The organism is Pseudescherichia sp. (assembly GCF_031998825.1).
GTDB lineage: Bacteria > Pseudomonadota > Gammaproteobacteria > Enterobacterales > Enterobacteriaceae > Pseudescherichia.
The window spans coordinates 26601-52712 of sequence record NZ_DAMACX010000011.1; the positions used below are offsets into that span (position 1 = coordinate 26601).

22 protein-coding genes are annotated in these 26112 nt (G+C 59.8%); 16 read left to right on the forward strand and 6 right to left on the reverse strand.

The genetic code is table 11. The annotated features are described in order from the left end of the window. Positions 1 to 350 precede the first annotated feature (350 nt). Entirely contained in the window at positions 351 to 1262 is a 912-nt protein-coding gene (yddG, locus tag RTP97_RS07370) for an aromatic amino acid DMT transporter YddG (protein WP_312412195.1), read from the forward strand. A gap of 183 nt (positions 1263 to 1445) precedes the next feature. Further along, positions 1446 to 2837 (forward strand): MFS transporter, encoded by a 1392-nt coding sequence (locus RTP97_RS07375; RefSeq protein ID WP_312412198.1) that lies wholly within the window; start codon positions 1446 to 1448, stop codon positions 2835 to 2837. 50 nt (positions 2838 to 2887) lie between these two features. On the opposite strand, the gene RTP97_RS07380 is transcribed toward RTP97_RS07375, so the two are convergent. Both RTP97_RS07380 and RTP97_RS07385 read right to left on the reverse strand, forming a co-directional pair. After that, positions 2888 to 3916: a helix-turn-helix domain-containing protein gene (locus tag RTP97_RS07380; RefSeq protein WP_312412201.1), complete on the reverse strand. Its 1029-nt coding sequence runs from the start codon at positions 3914 to 3916 to the stop codon at positions 2888 to 2890. Continuing rightward, positions 3894 to 4403: a MarR family transcriptional regulator gene (locus RTP97_RS07385; protein ID WP_312412204.1), complete on the reverse strand. Its 510-nt coding sequence runs from the start codon at positions 4401 to 4403 to the stop codon at positions 3894 to 3896. The genes RTP97_RS07380 and RTP97_RS07385 overlap by 23 nt, the downstream gene beginning before the upstream one ends. 96 nt (positions 4404 to 4499) lie before the next feature. Between RTP97_RS07385 and RTP97_RS07390 the strand changes: the two genes are divergently transcribed. The 11 genes from RTP97_RS07390 to RTP97_RS07440 all read left to right on the forward strand — a co-directional run bounded on the left by RTP97_RS07390 (position 4500) and on the right by RTP97_RS07440 (position 18641). After that, positions 4500 to 5954, forward strand: a complete 1455-nt coding sequence (locus RTP97_RS07390; RefSeq protein ID WP_312412206.1) for a UbiD family decarboxylase — start codon at positions 4500 to 4502, stop codon at positions 5952 to 5954. 108 nt (positions 5955 to 6062) lie between these two features. Continuing rightward, positions 6063 to 6734, forward strand: a complete 672-nt coding sequence (paoA, locus tag RTP97_RS07395; RefSeq protein WP_312412207.1) for an aldehyde dehydrogenase iron-sulfur subunit PaoA — start codon at positions 6063 to 6065, stop codon at positions 6732 to 6734. Continuing rightward, positions 6731 to 7681, forward strand: coding sequence for a xanthine dehydrogenase family protein subunit M (locus tag RTP97_RS07400; RefSeq protein ID WP_312412209.1), 951 nt, complete (start codon positions 6731 to 6733; stop codon positions 7679 to 7681). The genes paoA and RTP97_RS07400 overlap by 4 nt, the downstream gene beginning before the upstream one ends. A gap of 4 nt (positions 7682 to 7685) precedes the next feature. Next, entirely contained in the window at positions 7686 to 9884 is a 2199-nt protein-coding gene (gene paoC / locus RTP97_RS07405) for an aldehyde oxidoreductase molybdenum-binding subunit PaoC (protein WP_312412210.1), read from the forward strand. Between the two features lie 9 nt (positions 9885 to 9893). Beyond that, positions 9894 to 10838 (forward strand): XdhC family protein, encoded by a 945-nt coding sequence (locus RTP97_RS07410; protein ID WP_312412211.1) that lies wholly within the window; start codon positions 9894 to 9896, stop codon positions 10836 to 10838. Continuing rightward, positions 10838 to 11392, forward strand: coding sequence for an NTP transferase domain-containing protein (locus tag RTP97_RS07415; protein ID WP_312412212.1), 555 nt, complete (start codon positions 10838 to 10840; stop codon positions 11390 to 11392). The genes RTP97_RS07410 and RTP97_RS07415 overlap by 1 nt, the downstream gene beginning before the upstream one ends. 210 nt (positions 11393 to 11602) lie before the next feature. Then, positions 11603 to 12097 carry an SH3 domain-containing protein gene (locus RTP97_RS07420; RefSeq protein ID WP_312412213.1) on the forward strand — a complete coding sequence of 165 codons (495 nt, stop codon included), beginning with the start codon at positions 11603 to 11605 and terminating at the stop codon, positions 12095 to 12097. Between the two features lie 24 nt (positions 12098 to 12121). Next, positions 12122 to 13081 carry a hypothetical protein gene (locus tag RTP97_RS07425; RefSeq protein WP_312412214.1) on the forward strand — a complete coding sequence of 320 codons (960 nt, stop codon included), beginning with the start codon at positions 12122 to 12124 and terminating at the stop codon, positions 13079 to 13081. A gap of 54 nt (positions 13082 to 13135) precedes the next feature. Further along, on the forward strand, positions 13136 to 14506 hold the full coding sequence (locus RTP97_RS07430; RefSeq protein WP_312412215.1) for a protein kinase domain-containing protein: 1371 nt from the start codon (positions 13136 to 13138) through the stop codon (positions 14504 to 14506). A 159-nt stretch (positions 14507 to 14665) separates the two neighbouring features. Further along, the gene (locus RTP97_RS07435) at positions 14666 to 16405 is read left to right on the forward strand and encodes an alpha,alpha-trehalase (RefSeq protein ID WP_312412216.1); all 1740 of its coding nucleotides are present in this window, start codon (positions 14666 to 14668) and stop codon (positions 16403 to 16405) included. A gap of 121 nt (positions 16406 to 16526) precedes the next feature. Further along, entirely contained in the window at positions 16527 to 18641 is a 2115-nt protein-coding gene (locus RTP97_RS07440) for a TonB-dependent siderophore receptor (protein WP_312412218.1), read from the forward strand. A gap of 54 nt (positions 18642 to 18695) precedes the next feature. On the opposite strand, the gene RTP97_RS07445 is transcribed toward RTP97_RS07440, so the two are convergent. Further along, positions 18696 to 18950 carry a GlsB/YeaQ/YmgE family stress response membrane protein gene (locus RTP97_RS07445; protein WP_312209394.1) on the reverse strand — a complete coding sequence of 85 codons (255 nt, stop codon included), beginning with the start codon at positions 18948 to 18950 and terminating at the stop codon, positions 18696 to 18698. A gap of 210 nt (positions 18951 to 19160) precedes the next feature. On the opposite strand from RTP97_RS07445, the gene RTP97_RS07450 reads away from it, so the two are divergent. Then, a complete protein-coding gene (locus RTP97_RS07450) occupies positions 19161 to 19892 on the forward strand; it encodes a flagellar brake protein (protein WP_312412220.1) in 732 nt (243 codons plus the stop codon). A gap of 147 nt (positions 19893 to 20039) precedes the next feature. On the opposite strand, the gene emtA is transcribed toward RTP97_RS07450, so the two are convergent. Continuing rightward, on the reverse strand, positions 20040 to 20651 hold the full coding sequence (emtA, locus tag RTP97_RS07455) for a membrane-bound lytic murein transglycosylase EmtA (protein WP_144818703.1): 612 nt from the start codon (positions 20649 to 20651) through the stop codon (positions 20040 to 20042). 104 nt (positions 20652 to 20755) lie between these two features. Between emtA and ldcA the strand changes: the two genes are divergently transcribed. Both ldcA and RTP97_RS07465 read left to right on the forward strand, forming a co-directional pair. After that, complete coding sequence (gene ldcA, locus RTP97_RS07460) at positions 20756 to 21670, forward strand: muramoyltetrapeptide carboxypeptidase (RefSeq protein WP_312412222.1); 915 nt, start codon at positions 20756 to 20758, stop codon at positions 21668 to 21670. Between the two features lie 142 nt (positions 21671 to 21812). Further along, positions 21813 to 23546, forward strand: a complete 1734-nt coding sequence (locus tag RTP97_RS07465) for a potassium/proton antiporter (RefSeq protein ID WP_312412224.1) — start codon at positions 21813 to 21815, stop codon at positions 23544 to 23546. A 54-nt stretch (positions 23547 to 23600) separates the two neighbouring features. Here RTP97_RS07465 and dadX read toward each other — a convergent pair whose 3' ends face one another. Then, complete coding sequence (gene dadX, locus RTP97_RS07470) at positions 23601 to 24671, reverse strand: catabolic alanine racemase DadX (RefSeq protein ID WP_312412225.1); 1071 nt, start codon at positions 24669 to 24671, stop codon at positions 23601 to 23603. Between the two features lie 9 nt (positions 24672 to 24680). Next, positions 24681 to 25982 (reverse strand): D-amino acid dehydrogenase, encoded by a 1302-nt coding sequence (locus tag RTP97_RS07475; protein ID WP_312412227.1) that lies wholly within the window; start codon positions 25980 to 25982, stop codon positions 24681 to 24683. Positions 25983 to 26112: the final 130 nt, after the last annotated feature.

Here is a 26112-nt window from a genome sequence, read left to right on the forward strand (position 1 = left end):
GTTTGTTAAAAATCTGCACTCAGGAGCGAACGGGGTCAATGGCTGAAAAAATTTGTATACATGATAAATACAAAGGAAATACGTTTTTATAGGATATTTTTACCGTCATTAAAAAATTAAAATAAAAATATCAATAACTTAAAATCTTATACGCCACGTAGTAATTTTCTATATAAATTCCGATAACGATCACATTCCACGATTCTGGCCCATCTGGACGTATTTACACCGTCAATCTGGAGGCATAGTTTTAATCCTGCATTTAACCAGAATTTAACAGAACGGCAGTTCACCAGCGCAGCTTGTGACCGAATTGTAAACAGCGGAATGGTAAACAGAGGTAGAGGGTTATGCCCCAGAAGAAAGCGACACTCATTGGATTCATTGCCATCCTGCTGTGGAGCGCCATTGTAGGATTGATTAAAAGCGTCAGCGAAGGCTTTGGTCCCGTCGGCGGCGCAGCGCTGATCTACACCTGTAGCGCGGTGCTGCTGCTCTGTACCATCGGCTTTCCGAAGCTTCGCCGCTTCCCGGTCAGCTATCTGATCCTCGGCAGCGTGCTGTTTGTCTGCTACGAGCTCTGCCTGTCGCTGTCGCTGGGTTTTACCCATAGCGGTCGCCAGGCCATTGAGGTGGGCATGGTGAACTACCTCTGGCCGAGTATGACTATTCTGCTGTCGGTTATTGTTAACCGCCAGAGAACCAGCCCGTTGATTATTCCCGGTATTATTTTAGCCATCGCCGGAATAGGATTTGTGCTGGGCGGCGACCAGGGTTTTTCATTCGCTGAAATGGCAAATAACGTGATGGATAACCCGTTAAGCTATGGTCTGGCGTTCAGCGGCGCAATTATCTGGGCAATATATTGCGTAGTAACGAAAATTATTGCAGAGGGGAATAACGGTATCACCCTGTTCTTTATTTTAACGGCCTTAACCCTGTGGTTGAAATTCCTCTCGTCGCCGCAGCCTGAGTTTGTAATAAGCTGGCATGCAGGGATCAGCCTGCTGTTCGCCGCCATCGCCATGGGCTTTGGCTATGCCGCCTGGAACGTCGGCATCCTCCACGGCAACGTGACGGTGCTGGCGGCGGCGTCGTACTTTATCCCCATTATCTCAGCGGTGCTGGCGGCGTTTATGCTCCACTCCCACCTGACGGTCTCTTTCTGGCAGGGTACCGCCATGGTCTGTCTGGGGTCGCTACTCTGCTGGTGGTCGACCCGCACCGTGGCAGCAAAAAAGCTCTCTAATGAAGTGACGTGATTTTTAAATAGCAGGGAGTACGGGTTGTAATTTATTAATTATAAAAGTGTGGCAAGACCGATTATTTATTAAATGTGTTTTATCCGATTCGAATTTATCCGGCCTACATGAATTCCGTGCGCGTGGGAATAAAAGTTAGTAACAGACTTTTATTTAACCACGCCGGGGAAGACAGGAGTTACTATGTCCAATACCATTTCTGTTGAAGACGTACCGCTTAACCGTTTCCACCGGTTGCTTACCGTTCGCTCCGGCGGAGGATCGTTTGTTGATGGTTATGTCCTGAGTATTATCGGCATTGCCATGACGAAAGTGTCTCCCGCCCTCGGGCTAAGCGCCTTCTGGGAGGGGATGATTGCCGCCTCGGCGTTGATTGGCATCTTCTTTGGCGGCTTTATTGGCGGTGCGCTTACCGACCGCCTGGGCCGTCGCCTGCTCTATTTCGTTGGCCCGACGCTGTTCATTGTCTGCTCGCTGGCCCAGTACTGGGTTCAGAGCGGTGAGATGCTCTTTGCCCTGCGCTTCCTTAACGGCGTTGCGGTAGGTATTGAATACCCGGTCGCGACGGCTTTCCTGGTTGAGTTCCTGCCGAAGAAAAACCGCGGACCCTGTCTCGCCACCCTGACTATCCTCTGGTTCGCCGGGGCCGCTACCGCCTATCTGGTGGGGGAAGCCCTCCTCAACTTCGGCGGCCCGGAGGCCTGGCGTCTGACGCTGGCGAGCACCGCCGTTATCGGCGCCCTGCTGTTCCTGGTCCGTCTGGGCACCCCGGAATCGCCGCGCTGGCTGATCGGCAAAGGCCGCCACGCGGAAGCCGAGGTGATTATTCGCCGCGTCTACGGCGCTGACTTTGGCCTGCAAAACCTGCCGGCCCAGGCCGAGAGCAAAAACCTCTCCTTCGTTAACCTGCTGCACTCCGGCTACGGCAAGCGCATGGCCTTCGTCACTATCTTCTGGACCTGCTCGGTGATCCCGGTCTTCGCCGTCTACGCCTTCGCGCCGAAGGTGCTGGAGGCGCTGCACCTCAGCGGCGGCTGGGCCTCTTACGGCTCCATCGCCATTACCCTGCTGTTCGTGGTGGGCTGCATCATCGCGACCCGGCTGGTGAACACTCTGGGACGCCGTAAGCTGCTGCTGCAGAGCTTCCTGTGGTCCGGGCTGGCATTGCTGCTGCTGGGCCTGCTGCGTGACGGTCCGTCGATGATCATCCTGCTGATGTTTGGTGCCTACGCCCTGTTTATCGGCGGCGCACAGGTACTGCAGCTGGTCTACCCGAACGAGATCTTCCCAACGGAGATCCGCGCCGGGGCGGTTGGCGTGGGCACCTCCCTGTCGCGCATTGGCGCAGCGGTAGGCACCTGGCTGGTGCCGGTCTCGTTACAGACGCTGGGTATCGGTTCAACGATGTATATCGCCGCCGCCATTACCTTTGTTGGGCTGATCGTCTCCTGGTTCCTTGCTCCTGAGACCAACGCCCGCAGCCTGGAAGATGCGGCTGCGCTGGACGACGAGCAACCGCGCAAAGCGCGCGTCCCGGGTCAGATGCCGAAACGCAGCGCACTGCAAAAAATGTAACGATAACGCCGGGCGGCGCTGACGCTGGCCCGGCCTATACTCCCCTCGCCCTACTCCTTCACCAGCTTCTCAACCACTCTGCGCCGTTTCCTGAACGAGCTTGGCGTCTCACCGTACTGCTTACGAAACCAGGCAATCAGATGTGAGGCATCGGAGAAGCCGGTGGCGGTAGCAATAGCGTTGATGCTGTTACTGGAGTCGGCCATCAGCTTGCGCGCCTGCTCCAGGCGCATCCGCCGCCAGTAGACGGCAGCCGAGTGGCCCGTGCACTGGGTGAAAATCAGGTTGAGCTGGCGGAAGGTCACCCCCGCGAACTCGGCCACGTCGGCCAGCGGCACCGGCGAATCCAGATGGTGGCGCATAAACTCGATCACCTTGCTCACCAGCTCGTTCTCATAGACATCCGGCTGGCTGAGGCTCTCTTTCTGCTTCGCCTTTGCGCCCGGCACGGCGGCTTCGTCTACCAGCAGGTATTTAAGCACCTTCTGGGCGCGCACCAGCCCACAGTGGTGACGGATCAGATCCGCTGCCAGATCGATAGCCGTGCCTCCCGGGCAGGAGATGATCCCGCCATCCTTGATATAGGTTTTGTCGATCACCGGAATGGCTTTCGGAAAGCGCATCCTGAACTCATCCCGGGTGGTGAAATGGATCGCGCAGTGGCGACCATCCAGTAAGCCAGCACTACCCGCGACGAAAGCACCGCTGCACAAAGTAACGATGGGAATATTGCGCGCATGCAGATCCCGCAGCGCCTGCAGCAGCCAGGCCGGGGGCTGGCGCGTCTCCTCCAGCAGCCCCCCGGCGACGACGAAGTAGTCCCACTCCTTACTGAAATCGAGTTTCGCCGTGGGTGACACCGGCAGGCCGCAGCTGGCGGTCACCGGCCGATCGTCGCAGGTCATCCACTCCCAGCGACAGAAGATCTGGCGGCTGGAGAAAGACTCATCCGCCGCAAAGCGCAGGGACTCCACCAGCCCCGCCACGGAGGCCAGCGTGAACTGTTTCATCAGCAGAAAACCGATGGTGAGATCGGGTTTCGGCTCAACGTTGCTTTCAGGGACTATCCGGTGCGGCATGTTCTTCAGGCTCCTGCAATCCACTCAGCTTGCTCAGCAGGCGTTTCAGATCGGCAATATCCTGCGCATCCAGCCCAGCGGTGATACTCTTCTCGGCGCGCTTCGCCTGCTCAATCATCTGCGCCAGCATCGCCTCGCCCGCCGCCGTCATCGAGACCAGCTTACGCCGGCGGTTGGCGGGATCGGTCTGAACCTGCAGCAGGCCGCTTTTGCTCATCCGATCGATCACGTAGGTTCCGGTAGCTTTATCAAACCCGGCGCGGTTGCCGAGGGTCTGCTGATCGCAGGAGGTCTCCTCCTTCAGCACCACCAGGATGGCGTACTGTACGGCGGACAGACCGGTATCGACGTTCTGCGTCCAGCACAGGGTGGTGCGCTGCCCCGCCCGGCGCATCAGGTGCATTAATGAACAGTCGCCATGCGGCCACAGGGGCGCGGCAACGATCGGATCGCGATTTTCCGCCATCGGCTCTCTTATCTCCTTCACTTGACTCCAGTATAAAGCCAATCATATAGTTCGAACACAAACAGTTTGAACTCAAACTGTAACACAAAGGCTCTACAACGGCTTAAGGAGAGCCAGATGAAATACTATAACGACTTAAGAAGCTATATCGATGCCCTCGACGCAATGGGTGACATTATGCACATTACGCGCGAGGTAGACTGTGATTTTGAACCGAGCGCCATCACCCGTCGCAGCTATGAGCTCCACTCCCCCGCGCCGCTGTTCCACAACGTCGCTGGCGTAGCCCCCGGCTTTCGCCTGTTCGGTGCCCCGGCGGGCCTCTCGTCCCGCGCCGATATGCCCTATGCTCGCGTGGCGATGTCGCTGGGGCTGGATCCGGCCGCCAGCGGCCCGGAGATTGTCGAGGCGCTCTATGATGCGCGCCAGCAGCCGGGCATTCCGCCGATACGCGTCGAGCGGGACGCCGCGCCGTGTCAGCAGAACATTCTACGCGGTGACGATGCTAACCTCGATCGCTTCCCTATCCCCTTCGCTCATGATAAAGACGGCGGCCGCTACGCCAATACCTGGGGGACGCTGATTGTCAAAACCCCAGACGGGAAATGGGTTAACTGGTCTATCGCCAGGGTGATGAAGGTCGATGGTAAACGGATGGTGGGGCTGATGGTGCCGAGCCAGCATATCGGCCAGATCTGGACCCAGTGGGTCGCACGCGGGGAGCCCATGCCCTACGCGCTGGTGCAGGGCCCGGCTCCGGCGATCTCCTGCGTCTCCGGCATTCCTATCCCGGCGCAGGCGGACGAAGCGGACTATATCGGCACGCTGGCGGGCGAGCCGGTACCGGTGGTGAAAGCGGTCAGCCTCGATCTCGACGTCCCCGCCACGGCGGAAATTGTTATTGAAGGTCACGTCTCCATCAGCCGCGACTGCCAGGAAGGCCCCTACGGCGAATACGGCGGCTACCTTGGGGAGGGCTCCTCCGCCCAGCCGACCTTCCACGTCGAGACCATTACCCATCGCGACGATCCGATCTGGCCGATGTCGATTACCGGACGCCCCACCGACGAGTCCCATACCCTGTGGGCTATCGGGCTGGCCGCCGATGCGTTGACCCATCTACGTGAGGCAAAGCTGCCGGTAAAAACGACCTGGATCCCAGAGGACTCAACCGTGCACTGGCTGCTGGTGGTGATGCCGGAGAACTGGCGCGAGCTGCTGCCGGGCGTCTCCAGCGAAGCGCTGACCCAGCGCATTGGCGAGGTGCTGTTTAAAACCGATGCGATGGTCTTTATTCCAAAGGTCTACGTGGTGGACGATGATTTCGATCCGACCAATTTACGTGAAGTGGTCTGGGCGCTGTCGACCCGCGTCCATCCGGTTGGCCGTCGGGCAATATTCGACGACCAGCGCGTGATCCGCCTGCCGCAGTGCTATGACGAAGCGGAGTACGTAGCAGGTAAAGGGGCAAAAGTGGTTTTTGATACGCTGCAAACGACTCGCCACCTGCACGCCTCGTTTGAACAGGGCTACCCGGAAGAGGTTCGTCAGCGCGTACTTAAGCACTGGTAACGCTGCGCCCCTGGCTTGCATATACAAAAGCCAGGGGTAATTTTTGTCTCAACGCCTACTATTATTTAGCGCACGTATAAAAATAACGCTATTGATGTGGAGGCAATTATGAGCAATCAGAGCAATGAAGCGGACAGAGGGCCGTATGATTTCAGCGTAACCCGTCGGGTGCTGATCAAGGCTAGCGCCGCGTCTGCGGCAGCGGCGGCTATTTCACCCACCGTTGCGCTCAGCGCGGGGGAGCCTCCGGTGACGCCACCGCCTGAAACGATGCCGGTTTCGTTCAAGGTCAATGGCGAAACGCATCAGCTGGAGCTGGATACCCGTACCACCCTGCTCGACGCCCTGCGCGAGCATCTGCACCTTACCGGCAGCAAAAAAGGCTGCGATCACGGCCAGTGCGGAGCCTGTACCGTGATCGTTAACGGTCGTCGCCTTAACTCATGCCTGACCCTCGCCGTGATGCACCAGGATGCAGAGATCACCACCATTGAAGGTCTGGGCACGCCGGATAACCTGCACCCGATGCAGGCCGCCTTTGTGAAACACGATGGCTTTCAGTGCGGCTACTGCACGCCGGGACAGATCTGCTCCTCGGTGGCGGTACTGAAAGAGATAGAGGCGGGTATCCCCAGCCACGTCACCTTAGATCTGGTCTCTGCCCCCCAGGCAACGCCGGATGAGATCCGCGAGCGGATGAGCGGCAATATCTGCCGCTGCGGGGCCTATGCCAATATCCTCGCCGCCATTGATGACGCTGCCGGAGGCCTGAAATCATGAAGGCCTTTACCTATGAGCGCGTCACTACCCCTGCCGAAGCGGCAGCCAGCGCCGGGCGCACGCCCCACGCTAAATTTATCGCTGGCGGTACCAACCTGCTCGATCTCATGAAGCTGGAGATCGAAGCCCCGCTGCACCTTATCGATATCAACAGCCTGGCGCTGGATAAGATTGAGCAGACTACCGACGGCGGCCTGCGCATCGGCGCCCTGGTGCGCAATACCGATCTGGCTGCAGATGAGCGGGTGCGCCGCGACTACGCCGTGCTCTCGCGAGCACTGCTGGCCGGGGCCTCCGGGCAGCTGCGTAACCAGGCCACCACGGCGGGCAACCTGCTTCAGCGCACCCGCTGCCCCTACTTCTACGACACCAACCAGCCCTGCAACAAGCGTCTTCCCGGCAGCGGCTGCGCGGCGCTGGAGGGGTTCAGCCGCCAGCTTGCGGTAGTAGGCACCAGCAAAGCCTGTATCGCTACCCATCCCAGCGACATGGCCGTCGCCATGCGACTGCTCGACGCAGTGGTAGAGACGGTGCGCCCGGATGGCCAGACGCGGGCGATCCCGATCGCCCAATTTTATCGTGCGCCGGGCAATACGCCGCACATCGAAACAAACCTTGCTCCCGGAGAGCTGATTACCGCTGTGATCCTGCCCCCGCCGCTGGGCGGAACCCATATCTACCGTAAGGTAAGGGACCGCGCCTCCTACGCTTTTGCGCTGGTCTCCGTGGCCGCCATCGTGCAGCAGGACGGCAGCGGCCGGGTGGCGCTGGGCGGCGTGGCACATCAGCCATGGCGGCGGGACGATGCCGATGCGGCGGTGGCTCAGGGGGCGCAGGCGGTCTATGACCGACTGTTTGCCGAGGCACAGCCGACCCATGAAAACGCGTTTAAATTAACCCTGGCGAAGCGCACCATCGCCTCGGTGCTGGCAGAAGCGAGGGCATAAAACGATGAAATTTGATAATCCCGCCACGGAAAACCCTATCGATCGCATGAAGGTGGTTGGCCGACCGCACGATCGTATCGATGGCCCGCTGAAAACCAGCGGCACCGCGCACTACGCCTACGAGTGGCATGACAAAGCGCCCAACGCCGCCTACGGCTACGTGGTTGGCGCCGGGATTGCTAAAGGGCGAATAAGCAGCATCAATATTCAGGCTGCCCGCAGCGCGCCCGGCGTGCTGGCGGTGGTCACCGCCGACAACGCGGGGAAACTGGGCAAAGGCGAAAAGAATACCGCCATCCTGCTCGGCGGCCCGGAGATCCAGCACTATCACCAGGCGATTGCCGTCGTGGTGGCGGAGACCTTTGAGCAAGCACGAGCGGCGGCAGCGCTGATCGAGGTGGATTACCAGCGGGATCGGGGCGAGTACGATTTAGCGGAGGTGAAACCCAGCGTGACCGCGCCGCAGGAGGATCAGCCCGACAGCGTGACCGGCGATTTTGCTACTGCCTTCGCCTCTTCTCCGGTAAAGCTTGACGCAACCTATACCACGCCGGATCAGAGTCACATGGCGATGGAGCCGCACGCCTCGATGGCGGTCTGGGAGGGGGATAAGCTCACCGTCTGGACCTCTAATCAGATGATTGACTGGTGCCGCTCCGACCTTGCGCTGACGCTGAATATACCGAAAGAGAACATTCGCGTGCTGTCCCCTTACATTGGCGGCGGCTTTGGCGGCAAGCTGTTCCTGCGCAGCGATGCCCTGCTGGCCGCGCTGGGCGCTCGGGCGGCGAAGCGTCCGGTGAAGGTGATGCTCTCCCGACCGCTGATCCCCAACAACACCACCCACCGTCCGGCGACTATTCAGCAGGTACGCATCGGCACCGATGAGGCCGGGCATATTACCGCCATCGCCCACGAGAGCTGGTCCGGTAACCTGCCCGAGGGCGAGCCGGAGACCGCCGTGCAGCAGACGAACTTCCTCTATGCCGGAGCGAACCGCCACACCGGGCTGCGGCTGGCAGAGCTGGATCTGCCGGAGGGGAACGCGATGCGCGCCCCAGGGGAAGCGCCCGGCATGATGGTTCTGGAGATCGCCATCGATGAGATTGCCGAGAAGGCGGGCGTCGATCCGGTCGAGTTCCGTATCCTGAACGATACTCAGGTCGATCCCACTAACCCGGATCGCCCCTTCTCCCGTCGTCAGCTGGTGGAGTGCCTGCGTACCGGCGCTCAGCACTTCGGCTGGCAGCGTCGCAACCCGACACCGGGACAGATCCGCGACGGCCGCTGGCTGGTGGGCATGGGCGTCGCCGCCGGTTTCCGTAATAACCTGGTGATGACCTCCGGAGCGCGGGTACATCTCGACGCCCAGGGTACGCTCACCGTTGAGACCGACATGACCGATATCGGCACCGGCAGCTACACCATCATTGCCCAGACGGCAGCCGAAATGCTGGGCCTGCCGCTGGAAAACGTCGTGGTGCAGCTAGGGGACTCGACCTTCCCGGTCTCTGCTGGCTCCGGCGGCCAGTGGGGAGCCAACAGCTCCACGGCGGGGGTCTACGCTGCCTGCGTCAAGCTACGCGAGGCGGTGGCGAATAAGCTGGGATTCGATCCGCAAAACGCGGTCTTTACCGACGGCAGGGTCATCGTGGACGGGCGCAGCGCCCCGCTCACCGATGCCGCCGCAGCCGGGACGCTGACGGCTGAGGACACCATCGAGTTTGGCGATCTGCAGGAGAAGTATCAGCAGTCCACCTTTGCCGCGCACTTTGTTGAGGTCGGGGTGGATATCGCAACCGGTGAGGTGCGGGTGCGCCGGATGCTGGCCGTCTGCGCCGCCGGGCGGATCCTCAACCCGAAAACGGCGCGCAGCCAGGTAATTGGGGCGATGACCATGGGCCTTGGCGCGGCGCTGATGGAGGAGCTGGCGGTGGACACCCGGCTGGGCTACTTCGTCAATCACGACCTCGCCGCCTACGAGGTGCCGGTTCATGCCGATATCCCTGCTCAGGAGGTGATCTTCCTCGAGGATACCGATCCCGTCTCTTCTCCGATGAAAGCCAAAGGGGTCGGCGAGCTGGGCCTGTGTGGGGTGAGCGCCGCCATCGCCAATGCGATCTATAACGCCACCGGCGTGCGGGTACGCGACTACCCGATTACGCTCGACAAGCTGCTGAGCGATCTGCCGGAAGCGATATAGGAGAAGGACGTGCTGCCACAACCTGTTCACATCGCAACCGAGACCGACCCCGCTGCGACGCCGCAGCGGGCGTTTTTAACCGACGATAGCGTGGCGGTAATGCGCTTCGCAACCCAGGCGCTGGCCGCAGGCATGAGGGCGGCGCTGGTCATCCTGACCGAGATCCGCGGCGGCGCGGCGCGGCCTTTAGGGGCGCAGATGGCCGTGCGTGAGGATGGCCTCTACTGCGGCTTCGTCTCCGGCGGCTGCGTTGAGGCCGCTGCCGCGTGGGAGGCGCTGGAGGCGATCAAGTCCGGCGAGGATCGGACGGTCATCTACGGGGAGGGGTCGCCATGGTTTGATATTGTCCTGCCCTGCGGGGGCGGGATTACCTTAAGCATCCATCCGCTGCGCTCGGCGCGCCCGTTGCGGGCGGTGCTGACGGCGCTGGAGCGACGTCAACCCACTGCGCTTCGCTACAGCCCGCGTTCACGGACGCTGCATATCGGTACGCCTGAGGGTGAGACGGGTTGGGAAGAGGATGCGTTTGTCGTCAACTACCGCCCCACAACGCGGGTGATTATCTTTGGCCGTTCGGTGGAGGCCGACATGACGGCTAAACTGGCCGACGCCGCAGGCTACGATGTTCATATCGATGATGGCTCCCGGCTGCGGACTACCTCAACCCTGATCGATGCCCACACGGCGGTGATCCTCCTCTGGCACGATCTCGACAGGGAGCTGCCCCTGCTGAGCGCTGCCCTCGCCGCCGCGCCCTTTTACATCGGCGCGCTGGGTAGCCGCCGCACCCATGAAAAGCGGGTGCGCGCCCTGACCGAGCGCGGTTTCCACCCTGACGACATTGCACGAATTAAAGCGCCGATTGGCATCTTTCCACAGGCGCGGGATGCCAGCTCGCTGGCGCTTTCCGTGTTGGCAGACGTAGCGGCAGCGCGCGGCCGGAAGGGGGCGTGATGGCCGCTCTGCCTGTGGTCATTGTGCTTGCTGCCGGGCGAGGCGAACGGTTTATCGCCTCGGGGGGGACAACCCACAAGCTTGATACCCTGCTCAACGGCATAACGGTGCTCAATCACACCCTGGCGGCGGTGAAATCCTCCGGCCTGCCGTGGCACCTTGTGCGGCCGGAGGGCGGGACAGGCGGCATGGGCGAGTCCATTGCGCTTGGGGTGCAGGCCACGTCAGAGGCGGCAGGCTGGCTGATCCTGCCCGGCGATCTGCCTCTGGTGCAGGCCGCAACGCTCGGGCACGTTGCACAGGCGCTAACGGCACAGACCATCGTCATGCCCCGCTTTCAACAGCATTCGGGCCATCCGGTGGGGTTCGGACGCCGCTATTTTCAAGCCCTGGCTTCACTGGCGGGCGACGTCGGCGCGGCGGCAATTGTGCGGCAAGCCAGGGCCAGCGGTAACGTACAGGATCTGCCCGTTTCAGACGACGGCATCATGCGCGATGTGGATACGCTTGCCGATCTTGATCTGGCACAAGGTTTACTGCATACCCACCTTTGAAAATATATCCGGACGTGGGATGAAATAGGGCAAAAATTGTTTTAATAAGAATATACGCAAGCAAAGGTAATATTTAACAAACCCTTCCCAGCAGAAGGCGATTGAATTGTTATAAACTCAATGTAGAATCATCAGACTATGCTTAAGCTGTATTAATCCTTTAGTAGTCAGCGGCGGTCGGGTTTAATCATTTTTTCAGGGAAAGTTATAATGAAATTGCGAGGCCTGTTACTTCTCTTTATGGTCACTACCGTAGTCGGCTGTAAAGCACCCCCGCCAAAGATGACGGACGATACGCTGGTGACCAGCCAGGTTAACGGCATCACGCTGACGCACCGCTATGCGGTCTCACCACCTGCTACCTTTAAGCCTGTTAACGAGGCCTACCGGGCGCTCTACCCCGGCTCTATTCTCAGCACCCCCTCCTACGGTGGTAAAGTGCTCGGCCAGCTGACAAACGGCCAAACCTATACCGTTCTCGGCGAAGTGGACGACGCCTGGCTGGCGATTGCTGAAGAGGATGACGAGCAGCTGATTGGTTACGTGCCGCCGCGCGCGCTGGTAAAAAGCGCGCTCTATGCGCAGACGCTAAAAAACGATCGCCCCCGGCCTAAGCGCGCCGCGAAGAAAACCACCTGTGTGGCGGTAGACGACAGCAGCAAGGCCTGTCAAAAAGGCGACAGCGGCACCTGGATTATTGATTAATTACTCTGGCTAACAAGGAATTTTATGAAAGTCTGGCTTTCGGGTTTGGCGTTGCTGTTAGCATCCACAACCGTGTCGGCAGGGAATTATCGTATTGCCCAATCCCCCTCTCAGAAGCTGGATGTCTGGATAGACAACGTTAATGATAAATCACCGCAAAGCTGGTGCTCTGCAAGATTACCGCTGCGCATTGTAGCCAGCGGGGATAAAACGCCCTCGATTTTGACTACCTTTATGCCACGCCTTGGGGCGCTACTGGAGAGCCAGTGCAGCACCATCGGCCAGGTGAACTGGCAGATGGTCGATCCGGAAGGTGAGCTGCTTGCCGAGGGGATCGCCGCTAAGGAGAGCGAATGGGCTGTCGTCGTTACGCCGCGGGCGGCTCAGCCGGCCACTAACGCTGTTCAGGTCCAGCAGCCCTCTCCGGCTGCTGACCGTACGCCGTGGCTTGAGTTTACGTTACAGGATGGTTGCCACCTGCGCACCTTCTGGCAGGGCGACGCCAGCGCCTCGGCGCTGTTTATCCCGGCGAAAGCCAACGGTAAATGCGAGCGCGGCGGCTGGCTTAACGGCCGTAGCGAGGTGATCCAGCACGGAGCCCAGGGCGAAAAGCGCTCGGTGATGACCTTCGTGCACGGTTTCCCGGTCAGCGGCCTGAACGATAAAGCCAATGCCGACAGCCTGCTGATCACCAGCGTCAACAATGAGCGCATGGTGGTGAGCAACAGCCAGGCTCCGCAGAGCTGGATGATCCTGCCCTACGATCCGCAGCTCAACGGCTGGAAAAACAGCGGTATGGTGGCGGTAGAGGTGTCTCGGGATCAGGCCCTGGACGATGCTCGCCTACAGTCGCGGCTGAATGAGGTGCGTAAGGTCTGGTCCAGCTGGCTGGAGCCGGGCACGAGCCTGACGCTGCTGCTAATCGACAACCTGCATCCGCAGCTGCGGGATCCGGCCGCCGGTGCCTGGCGCACGCAAAAGTGATCCTGAAATACCTATTCTGAATAGCCGTCAGTTTTGAACAGAGATCCTCATATAATGACAGAGAGCGAGTACAACCCGAGCATACCCGACGCGCTGCCGCCGGGTTTTCGTTTCGATGAGCTAGAGATCCAGGACGTTATTCAAACCAGCCATACCGATATTCTCTATGATGCTCTCGATCGCGAGCTTGAGCGTTCGGTCATCATCCGGGAGTATATGCCGCGGGCGCTGACCCTGCGCGGCGAAGATATGCGCCTTGTGCTGCGCAGCAAGCAGGACAGCGCCGCCTTTGCCGCTGGCCTGAATGCATTTATCCAGCAGGCCCGCCAGCTGGCACGCTTTACCCATCCTAACCTGATGCTGGTCCTGCGCTTCTGGCAGCACAATGATACCGCCTATATTTTGACGCCGCGCTATGACGGCGTGACGCTGGCAGAGCTGCATCAGCAGCAGCCGGAGGCGATTAACGAAGCCTGGATTTTACAGCGTCTGCCCATGCTGTGCAGCGCCCTTGCCACCCTGCACCATGCGGGCGAGCTGCACCGCAACATTTCGCTCAAGAGCATTCAGATTGAGGAGAGCGGCCAGCCGCTGCTGCTTGATGTTGCCATACCTCCCGCCCCGGCGGGCGATCTGAGCGAGACCAGCAAGCTGCTGCTGCATCCCGGCTTTACGCCTCTTGAGCAGTATGCTGACGCCAGCGAGAGCCTTCTTGGGCCGTGGACCGATATCTATGCGTTAGGGGCAGTGCTCTATACGCTGATTACTGGCTCTCCGCCCCCTGCCAGCGTGGCCCGCAGCATTCAGGAGAGCTGTACGCCGCTGACCGAGAACCCGCCGCCGGGCTACTCCCCTGCGCTGCTGCAGGCGGTCGATCGCGCGCTCGCGCTGAAGCCGGAGGATCGTCCCCAGAGCATCGCAGAATTTGCGGCGCTGGCGGAGATCGCGGTGGGCGACACCGGACAACTTCCGGCAGTGAAAAAGACCGGCACGATGCTGGTGCCGGTGGAGGAGACGCCTGCCGTCACCCCCTCCCTGTGGCAGCGCGTTAAAACCCCCTCGCAAATCGCGGCGGGCGTGCTGGTGGGCGTCATCGCCGGGGCGCTGATCTTTGGCGCATCGCACAGCGAGACGGAGACGGCAGCAGCGGCTTCCCCTGCTCAGTCCACCCCGGCCCCGGCGGCGAACGTCACCAGCGCGCCCGCCAAAGGTCCTATCGCCCGGATCTATATTCGCATGAGCGATGCCGACAGGCTGCAGGTGAACGGTAAACCGCAGGAGATCGCCCCGGCGGCCAGCGGCTTTGCCTATCTACAGCTCCCTGCGGGCAAGTATGAGTTTATCCTGCAGAACGGCAGCCACCGCCGCAGCGAATCGCTGACGGTGGTGACGCCCGGCACCTGGCTTATCAATCCCCAGGGTTAAAGAAGGGGTGAAGCCCTGCACTCGCAGGGCTTTTTTTTGGCGAAAAATGTTTGTAAGGGCGCAAATTTTTACTTCTGGTACTCCGGGCGGCGGATATTCGTCTACTGTTTTCAAAGGTTGATTACAGCGGGACGCTGTTCATTGCTAAGGAGATAATAGATGATAAGAAATTTATCGCGCCGACCCCGGACGCTGTTTTTTGCCATGCAGCTGGCGCTAGGGGGCGCGTTTCTCGCGTTGACTTCCGCACAGGCGCTGGCCGCCGAGGCTGAGAGCCAAACCCCGATCCAGTCTCCAGATATCCTGCTGGGTCCGCTGTTTGCCGACGTGCAGACCGCTAAACTCTTTCCCGATCAAAAAACCTTCGCCGACGCGGTACCGAAAAGCGATCCCTACATGATCCTCGCCGACTACCGGATGCAGCGTAACCAGTCCGGCTTCGATCTGCGCCACTTTGTAGAGATGAACTTTACCCTGCCGGTTGAGAACGAAAAGTACGTTCCCCCTGCCGGGCAGACGCTGCGCCAGCATATTGACGGCCTGTGGACGGTGCTAACCCGCACCACCGATCGCACCAATAAATGGGATTCGCTGTTGCCGCTGCCGGAGCCATACGTGGTGCCAGGGGGGCGCTTCCGCGAGATCTACTACTGGGATAGCTACTTCACCATGCTCGGCCTGGCCGAGAGCGGCCACTGGGATAAAGTGGAAGATATGGTGGCGAACTTCGCCCACGAAATCGATGCCTGGGGCCATATCCCTAACGGCAACCGCACCTACTACCTCAGCCGCTCCCAGCCGCCGTTCTTTGCCTTTATGGTCGAGCTGCTGGCCAGCCACAAAGGCGATGAGGTGCTGAAAACCTATCGCCCGCAGCTGGAGAAAGAGTACAGCTACTGGATGGAGGGCGCAGACACGTTGCAGCCAGGCCAGGCCAACAAGCGCGTGGTGAAGCTGGAGGATGGCTCGATTCTCAACCGCTACTGGGACGATCGCGATACTCCGCGTCCGGAATCCTGGCTTGATGACGTAACCACCGCGAAGAACAATCCGGATCGCCCGGCCACGGAGATCTATCGCGATCTGCGCTCTGCCGCCGCCTCGGGCTGGGACTTCAGCTCGCGCTGGATGGACGATCCTAACCAGCTCGGCAGCATCCGCACCACCAGCATCGTGCCGGTGGATCTTAACGCCCTGATGTTCAAGATGGAGAAGGTGCTGGCCCGCGCCAGCCAGGCCGCAGGAGACAGCGCCAAATCGAGCCAGTATGACGCGATGGCCAGCGCCCGCCAGAAAGGGATGGAAGCCAACCTGTGGAACGATAAAGAGGGCTGGTATGCGGATTACGATCTGAAGACCAAAAAAGTGCGTAGCCCGCTGACGGCGGCGGCGCTCTTCCCGCTCTACGTTAACGCCGCAGCAAAGGATCGTGCTGACAAAGTCGCCGCGGCGGCCGAGGCGCATCTGCTTAAGCCCGGCGGCATCGCCACCACCACGGTCAACAGCGGCCAGCAGTGGGACGCCCCGAACGGCTGGGCGCCGTTGCAGTGGGTCGCCACTACCGGGCTGCAAAACTATAACCAGGATAAGCTGGCGATGGACGTCACCTGGCGCTTCCTCTCTAACGTGCAGCATACCTACGATCGTGAGCAGAAGCTGGTTGAGAAGTACGATGTCAGCAGCACCGGCACCGGCGGCGGCGGCGGTGAATATCCGCTGCAGGATGGTTTCGGCTGGACCAACGGCGTCACGCTGATGATGCTGGACCTGGTCTGTCCGAAGGCGCAGCCGTGTGACAGCGTACCGAAATCACAGCCTGCTGCGACATCCGCCACGCCATCTACCGCGCAACAGCCTGCCCCGCAGAGCGCGCCTGAAGCGCAAAAAGTGGCCCAGTAAGTCTCTTCCCCTACCCGCTACCAAATCTGGTAGCGGGTCTTACTTACCGCTGCATCAGACTTGTATACGCAAATATAAACAATAATAATTCGCGTTCCGCTTAAAAGAGTATGGATTGCGAATGAAAACAACATTAAAACGCTCTGCCTGGTTTTGCGCGTTGGGCATTGCCCTTCCCCATGCCGTTCTGGCTGAAGATACGGTCGTCGTTAACGCTACCGCGCCCCAGTCGGCCACCGCGCCAACCGAGGGCTATACGGTGCAGAGCACCCGTGGCGCAACCAAAACCGATCAGCCGCTGATCGTTACCGGGCAGTCGGTATCGGTCGTGACGCGTCAGCAGATGGAAGATCAGGGCGTAATGAACGTCAACCAGGCGCTGAGCTATACGCCTGGGGTCAACTCCAACTTTGGCGGCGGCGCAACGCGCTTCGATACCGTATCGCTACGCGGCTTCCACGGCGGCGACGTTGATAACATCTTCCTCGACGGTATGCGCCTGATGAGCGACGGCGGAAGCCACAGCGTGCTGCAGATCGACCCGTGGTTTATCGAGCGCATCGACGTGGTGAAAGGTCCCTCTTCCGCGCTGTATGGCCAGAGCGTCCCCGGCGGGCTGGTCAACCTGACCTCGAAGCGCCCCCAGTTTAAGTCCGAGGGCCATTTCCGCCTCTCCGGTGGCACGCAGAACACCAAAGGCGGCGCATTTGATTACACCGACGCCATCAACGACCAGTGGGCGTTTCGTGTGATCGGCATGACCCGCAGCAGCGACACCCAGTATGACGATACCCGCGAAGAGCGCTATGCCATCTCGCCATCGCTGCTCTGGCAGCCGGACTCCGATACCAGCCTGCTGCTGCGAGCCTATCTGCAAAAAGATCCCTCTGGCGGCTATCACGGCTCGCTGCCGATGGACGGCGCGCGCTTTGCCCACAACGGTAAAAAGCTATCGAACAGCACCAACGAGGGCGAGAGCGGAGACGGCTATCGCCGCCGGGAGCAGCTCTACAGCGTAGAGTTTGACCACCAGTTTAATGACGTCTGGTCAGTGCACTCCAGCGGCAGCTATACCCATGCCAACGTTGCCCTCGATCAGGTCTATCAGACCGGCTGGATCGACAACTCAGACAATCTTGCCCGGGGCTACAGCGGCTCACGCGGCTCCCTCGACGCCTGGTCTACCGATAACCGTGTACAGGCCGACTTTGCCACCGGCGAGGTAATGCATACCGTGATCCTTGGCGGGGAGTATCACCGCTACCGCAACGACCTCTGGACCGGCGCGGGCAGTGCCGCCCCGCTTGATCCCTTTACGGGCTATACGCCGCAGCAAGGTTACACCGTCACTTATAACGATGATAACAACCGTCGCTACTATCAGGCCGGGGCCTATCTACAGGATGAGATGGTGTGGAACCGCTGGCATCTGGATCTCTCCGGACGCTATGACCGCATTGTCTCCGAGCAGGTTAGCGACACCTCTGGTAGCGACAGTCGTCGCTCTGATGACCATATCAGCAGCCGCGCCTCCCTGCTCTACGCCTTTGAAAACGGCCTTTCACCCTACCTGAGCTACAGCCAGGCGATCACCCCGGCCTCGCTGCCAGGCCCTGACGACAAGCTGCTGAAGCCGACCACCGCCGAGCAGTATGAAGCAGGCCTGAAGTTCCAGCCGCCGGGCACGTCGGATATCTACAGCATCGCCATCTACGATCTGACGCAGAAGGACGTAGCAACCCGCGATATCAATATCGCTACTGCTACCTACCTGCCCGCCGGGAAGGTGCACTCCCAGGGCGTAGAGATCGAAGCGCGCAATCAGCTGACGCCGCGCCTGAGCACCATTGCTGGCTATACCTGGAACCACCTGCGCTTCGAGGATTCACTGGACGGCAACGAGTCTAATACGCCGCAGCTGACGCCAGATCAGATGGCCTCTCTCTGGGCGCACTACCAGTTTGATTACGGGTTGAGCGTGGGCGCAGGTGTTCGCTACATTGGCAAGCAGTATGCCGATGATGCCAATACATCACGGCTGCCATCGGCAACGCTGTTTGATGCCTCGGTCAGAGCCGATCTTGGCGCATGGTCGCCGCAGCTGAAGGGGGCATTTGTGCAGGTTAACGCCAATAACCTCGGCGACAGGAACTATATCTCAGGCTGCTACGGGACTAATAACTGCTACTTTGGCGCGGAGCGCAGCGTACTCGCTACGGTGGGATATGATTTTTGATAGGTTAAGATAAGAGAGATGCCAGCCGGCAACGTTGCCGGCTGGCATAGAGCATTAGTTCCGACGCACCATTCTGTAGATAGCCAGAACCACAATCGCACCCACTACTGCGACGAGGAAACTTGGTAAATTGAAGCCCGTTACGTCACCGCCAATACCAAACATTGTTGCCAGCCAGCCACCGACTACGGCACCGACGATACCCAGGATAACGGTAATGATGAATCCACCCCCGTCACGCCCTGGCATGATGAACTTAGCGATAATACCGGCAATAAGGCCAAAAATAATCCACGCAATAATACCCATTTTGCGTTGTCTCCTTTTACATGGTTGCTTACTTTGCAGGCCCAAACGCCTGCACCGTGAATTGAGTATAGGCAATAGTTCCAAAAAAGGTTAAATGTCACAGACTTATTAATTTTGATTGATAAAAAAATTTACATTACGGGCTGAAGTTCCCGTCCTGAATGCCGATAAGACAACGAAGGGCTATCAGTCATCAAGGAGCCATCCGGCGTGAGCAACTACAGTGAGCAGTTCCTGAAACAATCTCCTCTGGCCGTTTTGGGCGTACTGCGCGATCTGCACAAAGAGCAGGTGCCAATCTGTATTTCCTGGGGCAGCGGCCAGTTCATCAGCAAGATCCTCGATGCGGATCTCGACAGGTTGGTGATGGACCTCGGCAGTCAGGAGTACGAAAACAACGCGGTGCAGCGTGTAGAGAGCGTCACCATCACCGCAGAGACCCGAGGGGCAAAAGTTGAATTTACCGCCTCAGGATTAAGCATGGGCGATTTTCAGGCGCTGCCTGCGTTTGTCACGCCGCTTCCCGCCTCCCTGTTTTTTATTCAGCGTCGGGAATATTTCCGCATTAGCGCCCCGCTGCATCCGGCCTATTTCGGTAAGGCCCTGCTGCCGGACAAGAGTCCTATGCGCTTTCGCCTGTTTGACCTGTCGCTGGGCGGCATGGGCGCGCTGCTGGAGGGTGCAACGCCAGAGGGGGTTAAAGAGGGACAACGCTTCTCACAGATCGAGCTGGATATGGGCGGCTGGGGGCAGTTCTATTTTGATGCCCAGCTGATCTCCATCAGCGAGCGCAAGGTGGTGGACGGCAAGAACGACACCGTCTCCACCCCCCGTCTGAGCTTCCGTTTTCTTAATACTAACCCGGCGGTCGAGCGCGAGCTCCAGCGGATCATCTTCTCGCTGGAGCGTGAGGCGCGCGAGCGGGCAAGCAAGGTACGCTAACCCGCCTGCCTTGACCTACGTGCGTAGGCCCGGTAAGCGTGAGCGCCACCGGGCGTTCTCCGTTGACGCTGCAATGCCGGGCGGCACTGCGTTTGCCCGGCCTACGTTAGGCATGGTGTGGTTAGTAGGCCCAGGCGATAACAGTATCTACATCGCATCCATCGCTTTCTGTACCTTCCAGATATAGCGAGGGGCCTGCGGCGCAGGATGATTTTCGGCAACGTGTTCAACGAACTCATCCGCGTCCAGGTCGTTGATCTCGCTTATCGCCTTCTTGCGATCCGATGAGAAGGTGCGCAGCAGCGCGCCTGCGCCGTTGACGTAGGAGACCACCAGCGCGTACTGCATCACTTCCGGATCTTTAATACCGGCAAGTACGCCATGTTCAAGTATGCTCAGATAGGCTGTCCCCATGGAGATATTGCGCTCGGGGTTTTTCAACTCGCTGGTGGAGGGCTGTCCGCTCCAGCCCATATGTCGGTAAACTTCTTTCCCGGCGGTAGAGGCCTTGAGCTGCATCAGCCCCACGGCGTTAGATTTACTTACCAGCGTCGGGTTTCCGCCAGACTCAACGGCGATGATAGCCGTTATTAGCCGCGGGCTGACGCCCCATGCCGCACCCGCTTTCTCGCTGATCGGCATCCACTGCATGGCCCGTTTGACCGGGACCTCCGGGTTCCACGGCGGGTTTTTATAATCCTGTTTTGAACTACACCCTGCCAGCAGCACCACCAAAAAAGCAAACCATCTCAATTTCACACCAACAATCCTTTTCCCGGGAGTTTAGATGACAATAATAAACCTAAGCGGCATCATAACCGTTTCATCTACTATTTCACCTACATTGTCAGCAAGGATTTGCCATGTCCCGGATTCATCTGATCGCCCCCTCCGGCTACTGCATCAATCAACCCGCCGCCGTCAGGGGTGTGCAACGCCTTGAGGCCGAAGGCCACCGTGTAGAGAACCAGCAGGTGATTGCCCGCCGCGACCAGCGCTTTGCCGGCTGTGACGCCGAGCGGGTGGCGGATCTAAACCGGCTGGTTACGCTGACGGGGGCGAACACTATTGTGATGCCAGTACGCGGCGGCTACGGGGCCAGCCGCCTGCTGGACGCGATCGACTGGCAGGGGCTGGCCGACCGCCAGCGCCGGGATCCGCTGCTGATCTGCGGCCACAGCGATTTTACCGCCGTGCAGCTTGGCCTGCTGGCGACGGATAACGTCATCACCTTTTGCGGGCCGATGCTGGCGGGTAACTTTGGCGCTGAGGTGCTGGATGACTTTACGATGGAGCACTTCTGGCGCGCGCTGCGCAATGAGACCTTTACCGTGGCCTGGCAGGGCTCTGGCCCGGCGTGCGACGCCGAGGGGACGCTGTGGGGCGGCAATCTGGCGATGCTGGTCTCGCTCATCGGCACGCCGTGGCTGCCTGCCATTGAAAACGGCATTTTGGTCGTTGAGGATATTAACGAGCACCCGTTCCGCGTTGAGCGCATGCTGTTGCAGCTGCACCATGCGGGCATTCTGGCGCGACAGAAGGCGCTGATCCTCGGCAGCTTTAGCCGCAGCGACCCTAACGACTACGATGCCGGATTTACGCTTGAATCGATGGTGGACTACCTGCGATCCCGCCTGTCGATTCCCGTGGTGAGCGGCCTGGCGTTTGGCCACGAACCGCAAACGGTGACCCTGCCATTGGGTGCCCAGGCACGTCTGCGGCATCAGGATTTTCATACGCAGCTTACCCTTAGCGGTCATCCTATTTTAAGTAAATAAAAATATCGTTTTTAGCCTCTATTAAAACGCTGTTTACGGCGTGGATATGGTAATGTTTTAGAGGGTCGTGCCGCGCCATCTCTGGCGCGAGCGCCCACGGCCCCGTTTGGGTGGTAATTGTATTTAGAGGAGAAAAGCGACATTGGAAGCTGAGGCGATCATCGGTCTTTTCATTTTGGGTTCAGTGCTTGTAACCTGCAGTATCTTATTAAGTTCTTTTTCATCACGCCTTGGTATTCCCATCCTGGTCATCTTTCTCGCCATCGGCATGCTGGCCGGTGTCGACGGCGTCGGCGGTATCCCTTTTGATAACTACCCCCTCGCCTACATGATAAGTAACCTCGCGCTGGCGATCATTCTGCTGGATGGCGGTATGCGCACCCAGGCCAGTTCGTTTCGCGTCGCCCTCGGTCCAGCCCTGTCGCTGGCCACGGTCGGGGTACTGATCACCTCCGGTCTCACCGGCATGATGGCCGCCTGGCTGTTCAAGCTCGACATCATGGAGGGCATGCTGATTGGCGCCATCGTCGGCTCGACGGATGCGGCAGCAGTCTTCTCCCTGCTGGGTGGCAAGGGGCTGAACGAGCGTGTCGGCTCAACGCTGGAGATTGAGTCCGGCAGCAACGATCCGATGGCCGTCTTTCTTACCATCACGCTGATTGACATGATCCAACATCACCAGCTCGGGCTGGACTGGAAGTTTGCTCTGCATATCGTCCAGGAGTTTGGTCTCGGAATTATTGTTGGCCTGGCGGGAGGCTACCTGCTGCAGCAGATGATCAACCGCATCGCGCTCCCCGCCGGACTCTACCCGCTGCTGGCGTTGAGCGGCGGGATTCTGATCTTCGCGGTCACCACGGCGATGGAGGGCAGCGGTATTCTGGCGGTCTACCTGTGCGGTTTTGTTCTCGGCAACCGCCCCATCCGTAACCGCTATACCATTCAGCAGAACTTCGACGGCCTGGCCTGGCTGGCGCAGATCGGCATGTTCCTCGTGCTTGGCCTGCTGGTGACCCCTTCCGACCTGCTGATGATTGCTATTCCGGCCCTGCTGCTCTCGGCGTGGATGATCTTTGTCGCCCGCCCGCTGTCGGTGTTTGCTGGCCTGCTGCCGTTCCGGGGGTTCAACCTGCGCGAACGCATCTTCATTAGCTGGGTTGGGCTACGTGGCGCGGTGCCGATCATCCTCGCCGTGTTCCCGATGATGGCAGGTCTCGACAATGCCCGGCTGTTCTTCAACGTCGCCTTCTTCGTGGTGCTGGTCTCCCTGCTGTTTCAGGGTACCTCGCTGGGCTGGGCGGCGAAAAAGGCCAAGGTGGTGGTGCCTCCAGTGGGCTGGCCCGAGTCGCGGGTCGGGCTGGACATCAGCCCGGAGAACGCGTGGGAGCAGTTTATCTACCAGCTGAGCGCCGACAAGTGGTGCGTCGGCGCGGCCCTGCGCGATCTGCATATGCCGCCTGAAACGCGCATTGCAGCCCTGTTCCGCGGTAATACGCTGCTCCACCCGACCGGCAGCACCCATCTGCGGGAAGGCGATGTGCTGTGCGTGATTGGCCGCGAGCGCGACCTGCCCGCGCTGGGTAAACTCTTTAGCCATTCGCCGCCGGTGGCGCTGGATCAGCGTTTCTTCGGTGACTTTATTCTGGAAGCCAGCGCTAAGTTTGCCGACGTGGCGCTGATCTACGGCCTCGATCAGGGAACGGAGTATCCTGATAAGCAGCAGACGCTGGGGGAGATCGTGCAGAAGCTGATCGGCGCTGCACCGGTGGTCGGTGACCAGGTGGAGTTTGCCGGTATGATCTGGACGGTAGCAGAAAAAGAGGATAATGCCGTGCGTAAGGTCGGTGTCCGAGTCGCAGAGCAAGAGAGCGAGTAACCTCGTAGGCCCGGCAAGCACAGCGCCGCCGGGCAAAAAGTTACATTGTCACAATCATTGCGTAACCACAGGCACGCGGGGGGCAAGCGCACTCATCAGCTCGTAGCCCACCGTGCCCGCCGCTGCGGCGACGTCGTCTATCTTGATCTCGCTGCCCCACAGCTCAACCGGCGTGCCGATCCCGGCCTGCGGGCACGGGGTTAGATCCACCGCCAGCATGTCCATCGAAACCGTCCCCACAATGCCCGAGCGCACGCCATCCACCAGCACCGGCGTGCCGTCAGGGGCGTGGCGCGGATAGCCATCGGCATAGCCTGCCGCAACGATGCCGATCCGCTGCTCGCCGCTGGCCTGATAGCGTCCGCCATAGCCCACCCGATCGCCCTGCTTCAGGGTCTGCACGCCGATGATCTCACTGTGCAGAGTCATCACCGGTTTAATGCCGCTGGTGGCCACGTCGTGCCACTGCCCGGAGGGCGATGCGCCGTAGAGAATGATACCAGGCCTGACCCAGTCAAAGTGGGCTTCGGGATGCCAGAGCGTTGCCGCCGAGTTAGCCAGGGAGCGCGGACAGTTAAGCCCCTCCGCTGCCTGCTCAACCCGCGCCATCGCCTCTACAATGCCGTCGGGCCTCTCCCCGTTGGCAAAGTGCGACATCAGCGTCATCTGGCCGACGTTTTTCATCGCCCGTAGCTGCTGCCACACCGAGCCTACCCGCTCCGGCATAAAACCCAGCCGGTTCATGCCACTGTTGACCTTCAGATAGATATCCAGCGGGGCGCTAAGCCGGGCATTTTGCAGCGCCTTCAGCTGCCAGTTGCTGTGAATGCTGGTGGTCAGGCGCAGGCTATCCAGCAGCGGCAGCTCGTCGGCGTGAAAGAACCCCTCCAGCAGCAGGATTGGCCCCTTCCAGCCGCGCTCGCGCAGCAGCACTGCCTCCTCCAGATTCAACAGGGCAAAACCATCCGTCGTGCCCAACGCACGCCAGATACGATCGATTCCATGCCCGTAAGCGTTAGCTTTTACCACCGACCAGACCCGCGCGCCAGGCGCGGCGCGGCGAACAACCTGTAAATTATGCTGTAAGGCCGCCAGATTAAGAGTGGCCTGAACAGGACGCGTCATGACTGCCCCTTAAGTGTTGTGTGCGCCGTGCAAATGGCTTGCCTGGGCGGGGGAAAAATCGGTGCCGTAGCGAGCCACGCCTAAATCATCATGGGGGATGGCCGGCGAGCGGCCGGAGATAAGATCGCTGAGCAGCTGGCCGGAGCCGCACGCCATCGTCCAGCCGAGCGTGCCGTGTCCAGTGTTGAGCCAGAGATTCTTAAACGGCGTTCGCCCTACCACCGGCGTGCCGTCCGGGGTCATCGGGCGCAGCCCGGTCCAGAAGGTGGCCTCCTCGACGCGGCCGCCGCGCGGGAAGAGATCGCGCACCACCATCTCCAGCGTCTCCCGACGCGGTTGCAGCAGCTCGGTATTGAAGCCGACAATCTCTGCCATGCCGCCGACGCGGATGCGCCGATCGAAGCGGGTAATGGCAATCTTGTAGCTCTCATCAAGGATAGTCGATACCGGCGCACCGCTCTCTTCCGCAACGGGAATAGTGAGCGAGTAGCCTTTGAGAGGATAGACAGGAATATCGACGATGCCTTTCAGCATGGCGGTGGAGTAAGAGCCAAAGGCCATCACGTAGGCATCCGCCTTGATCACCTCATCACCACACTTCACGCCGTAGATCTTCTCGCCCTCGTAGAGCAGACGTTCAACCGGCGTGTTGTAGCGAAACACGACGCCTGCCTGCTCTGCCATCAGCGCCAGCCGTTGGGTAAAGAGCTGGCAGTCGCCGGTTTCGTCATTGGGCAGACGCAGGCCACCGGTCAGCTTGTGCGCCACCTCTGCCAGGGCCGGTTCAACTTCCGCCAGCCGGGCGGACTCCAGCAGCTGATAGGGTACGCCGGCCTCTTCCAGCACGGCGATGTCCCGGGTCGCGTTTTCATACTGCTGAGCGGTACGGAAGAGCTGGAGCGTGCCGCCCTGCCGTCCTTCGTACTCAATGCCGGTGCTGTCGCGCAGGGTCTTCAGGCAGTCGCGGCTATACTCCGCCAGACGCACCATTCGCTCCTTGTTCTCCATGTAATGGCGGGTGTCGCAGTTGCGTAGCATCTGCCACATCCACTTTAGCTGGAAGGCCGTGCCGTCAAGGCCAATCGCCAGCGGCGCGTGGCGCTCGAACATCCATTTAATTGCCTTGAGCGGCACTCCCGGTGCGGCCCAGGGCGAGGCATAGCCTGGTGAGATCTGCCCGGCGTTGGCCGCGCTGGTTTGCAGCGCCGATCCGGACTCTCGTTCAATGACCGTTACCTCATGCCCCGCTTGACTCAGATACCAGGCGCTGGTCACGCCCACGACGCCACTTCCCAGAACCACAACGCGCATAGCCACTCCCTATGAGTAAAACTGACGAGTTAAGAACATTCATCGGTTAAGAACAATCATCTGATTACAAATTGATAACTCAGATGAAAATGTTATTCAACATATGGCTTTTTTATGGTGACTTATCTCA

Excerpts from the sequence above, each read along its gene's own strand:
- yddG (WP_312412195.1), top strand. The coding sequence starts at position 351 with ATGCCCCAGAAGAAAGCGACACTCATTGGATTCATTGCCATCCTGCTG.
- RTP97_RS07375 (WP_312412198.1), top strand. The coding sequence starts at position 1,446 with ATGTCCAATACCATTTCTGTTGAAGACGTACCGCTTAACCGTTTCCAC.
- RTP97_RS07380 (WP_312412201.1), bottom strand. The coding sequence starts at position 3,916 with ATGCCGCACCGGATAGTCCCTGAAAGCAACGTTGAGCCGAAACCCGAT.
- RTP97_RS07390 (WP_312412206.1), top strand. The coding sequence starts at position 4,500 with ATGAAATACTATAACGACTTAAGAAGCTATATCGATGCCCTCGACGCA.
- paoA (WP_312412207.1), top strand. The coding sequence starts at position 6,063 with ATGAGCAATCAGAGCAATGAAGCGGACAGAGGGCCGTATGATTTCAGC.
- RTP97_RS07400 (WP_312412209.1), top strand. The coding sequence starts at position 6,731 with ATGAAGGCCTTTACCTATGAGCGCGTCACTACCCCTGCCGAAGCGGCA.
- paoC (WP_312412210.1), top strand. The coding sequence starts at position 7,686 with ATGAAATTTGATAATCCCGCCACGGAAAACCCTATCGATCGCATGAAG.
- RTP97_RS07415 (WP_312412212.1), top strand. The coding sequence starts at position 10,838 with ATGGCCGCTCTGCCTGTGGTCATTGTGCTTGCTGCCGGGCGAGGCGAA.
- RTP97_RS07420 (WP_312412213.1), top strand. The coding sequence starts at position 11,603 with ATGAAATTGCGAGGCCTGTTACTTCTCTTTATGGTCACTACCGTAGTC.
- RTP97_RS07425 (WP_312412214.1), top strand. The coding sequence starts at position 12,122 with ATGAAAGTCTGGCTTTCGGGTTTGGCGTTGCTGTTAGCATCCACAACC.
- RTP97_RS07430 (WP_312412215.1), top strand. The coding sequence starts at position 13,136 with ATGACAGAGAGCGAGTACAACCCGAGCATACCCGACGCGCTGCCGCCG.
- RTP97_RS07435 (WP_312412216.1), top strand. The coding sequence starts at position 14,666 with ATGATAAGAAATTTATCGCGCCGACCCCGGACGCTGTTTTTTGCCATG.
- RTP97_RS07440 (WP_312412218.1), top strand. The coding sequence starts at position 16,527 with ATGAAAACAACATTAAAACGCTCTGCCTGGTTTTGCGCGTTGGGCATT.
- RTP97_RS07445 (WP_312209394.1), bottom strand. The coding sequence starts at position 18,950 with ATGGGTATTATTGCGTGGATTATTTTTGGCCTTATTGCCGGTATTATC.
- ldcA (WP_312412222.1), top strand. The coding sequence starts at position 20,756 with ATGTCCCGGATTCATCTGATCGCCCCCTCCGGCTACTGCATCAATCAA.
- dadX (WP_312412225.1), bottom strand. The coding sequence starts at position 24,671 with ATGACGCGTCCTGTTCAGGCCACTCTTAATCTGGCGGCCTTACAGCAT.
- RTP97_RS07475 (WP_312412227.1), bottom strand. The coding sequence starts at position 25,982 with ATGCGCGTTGTGGTTCTGGGAAGTGGCGTCGTGGGCGTGACCAGCGCC.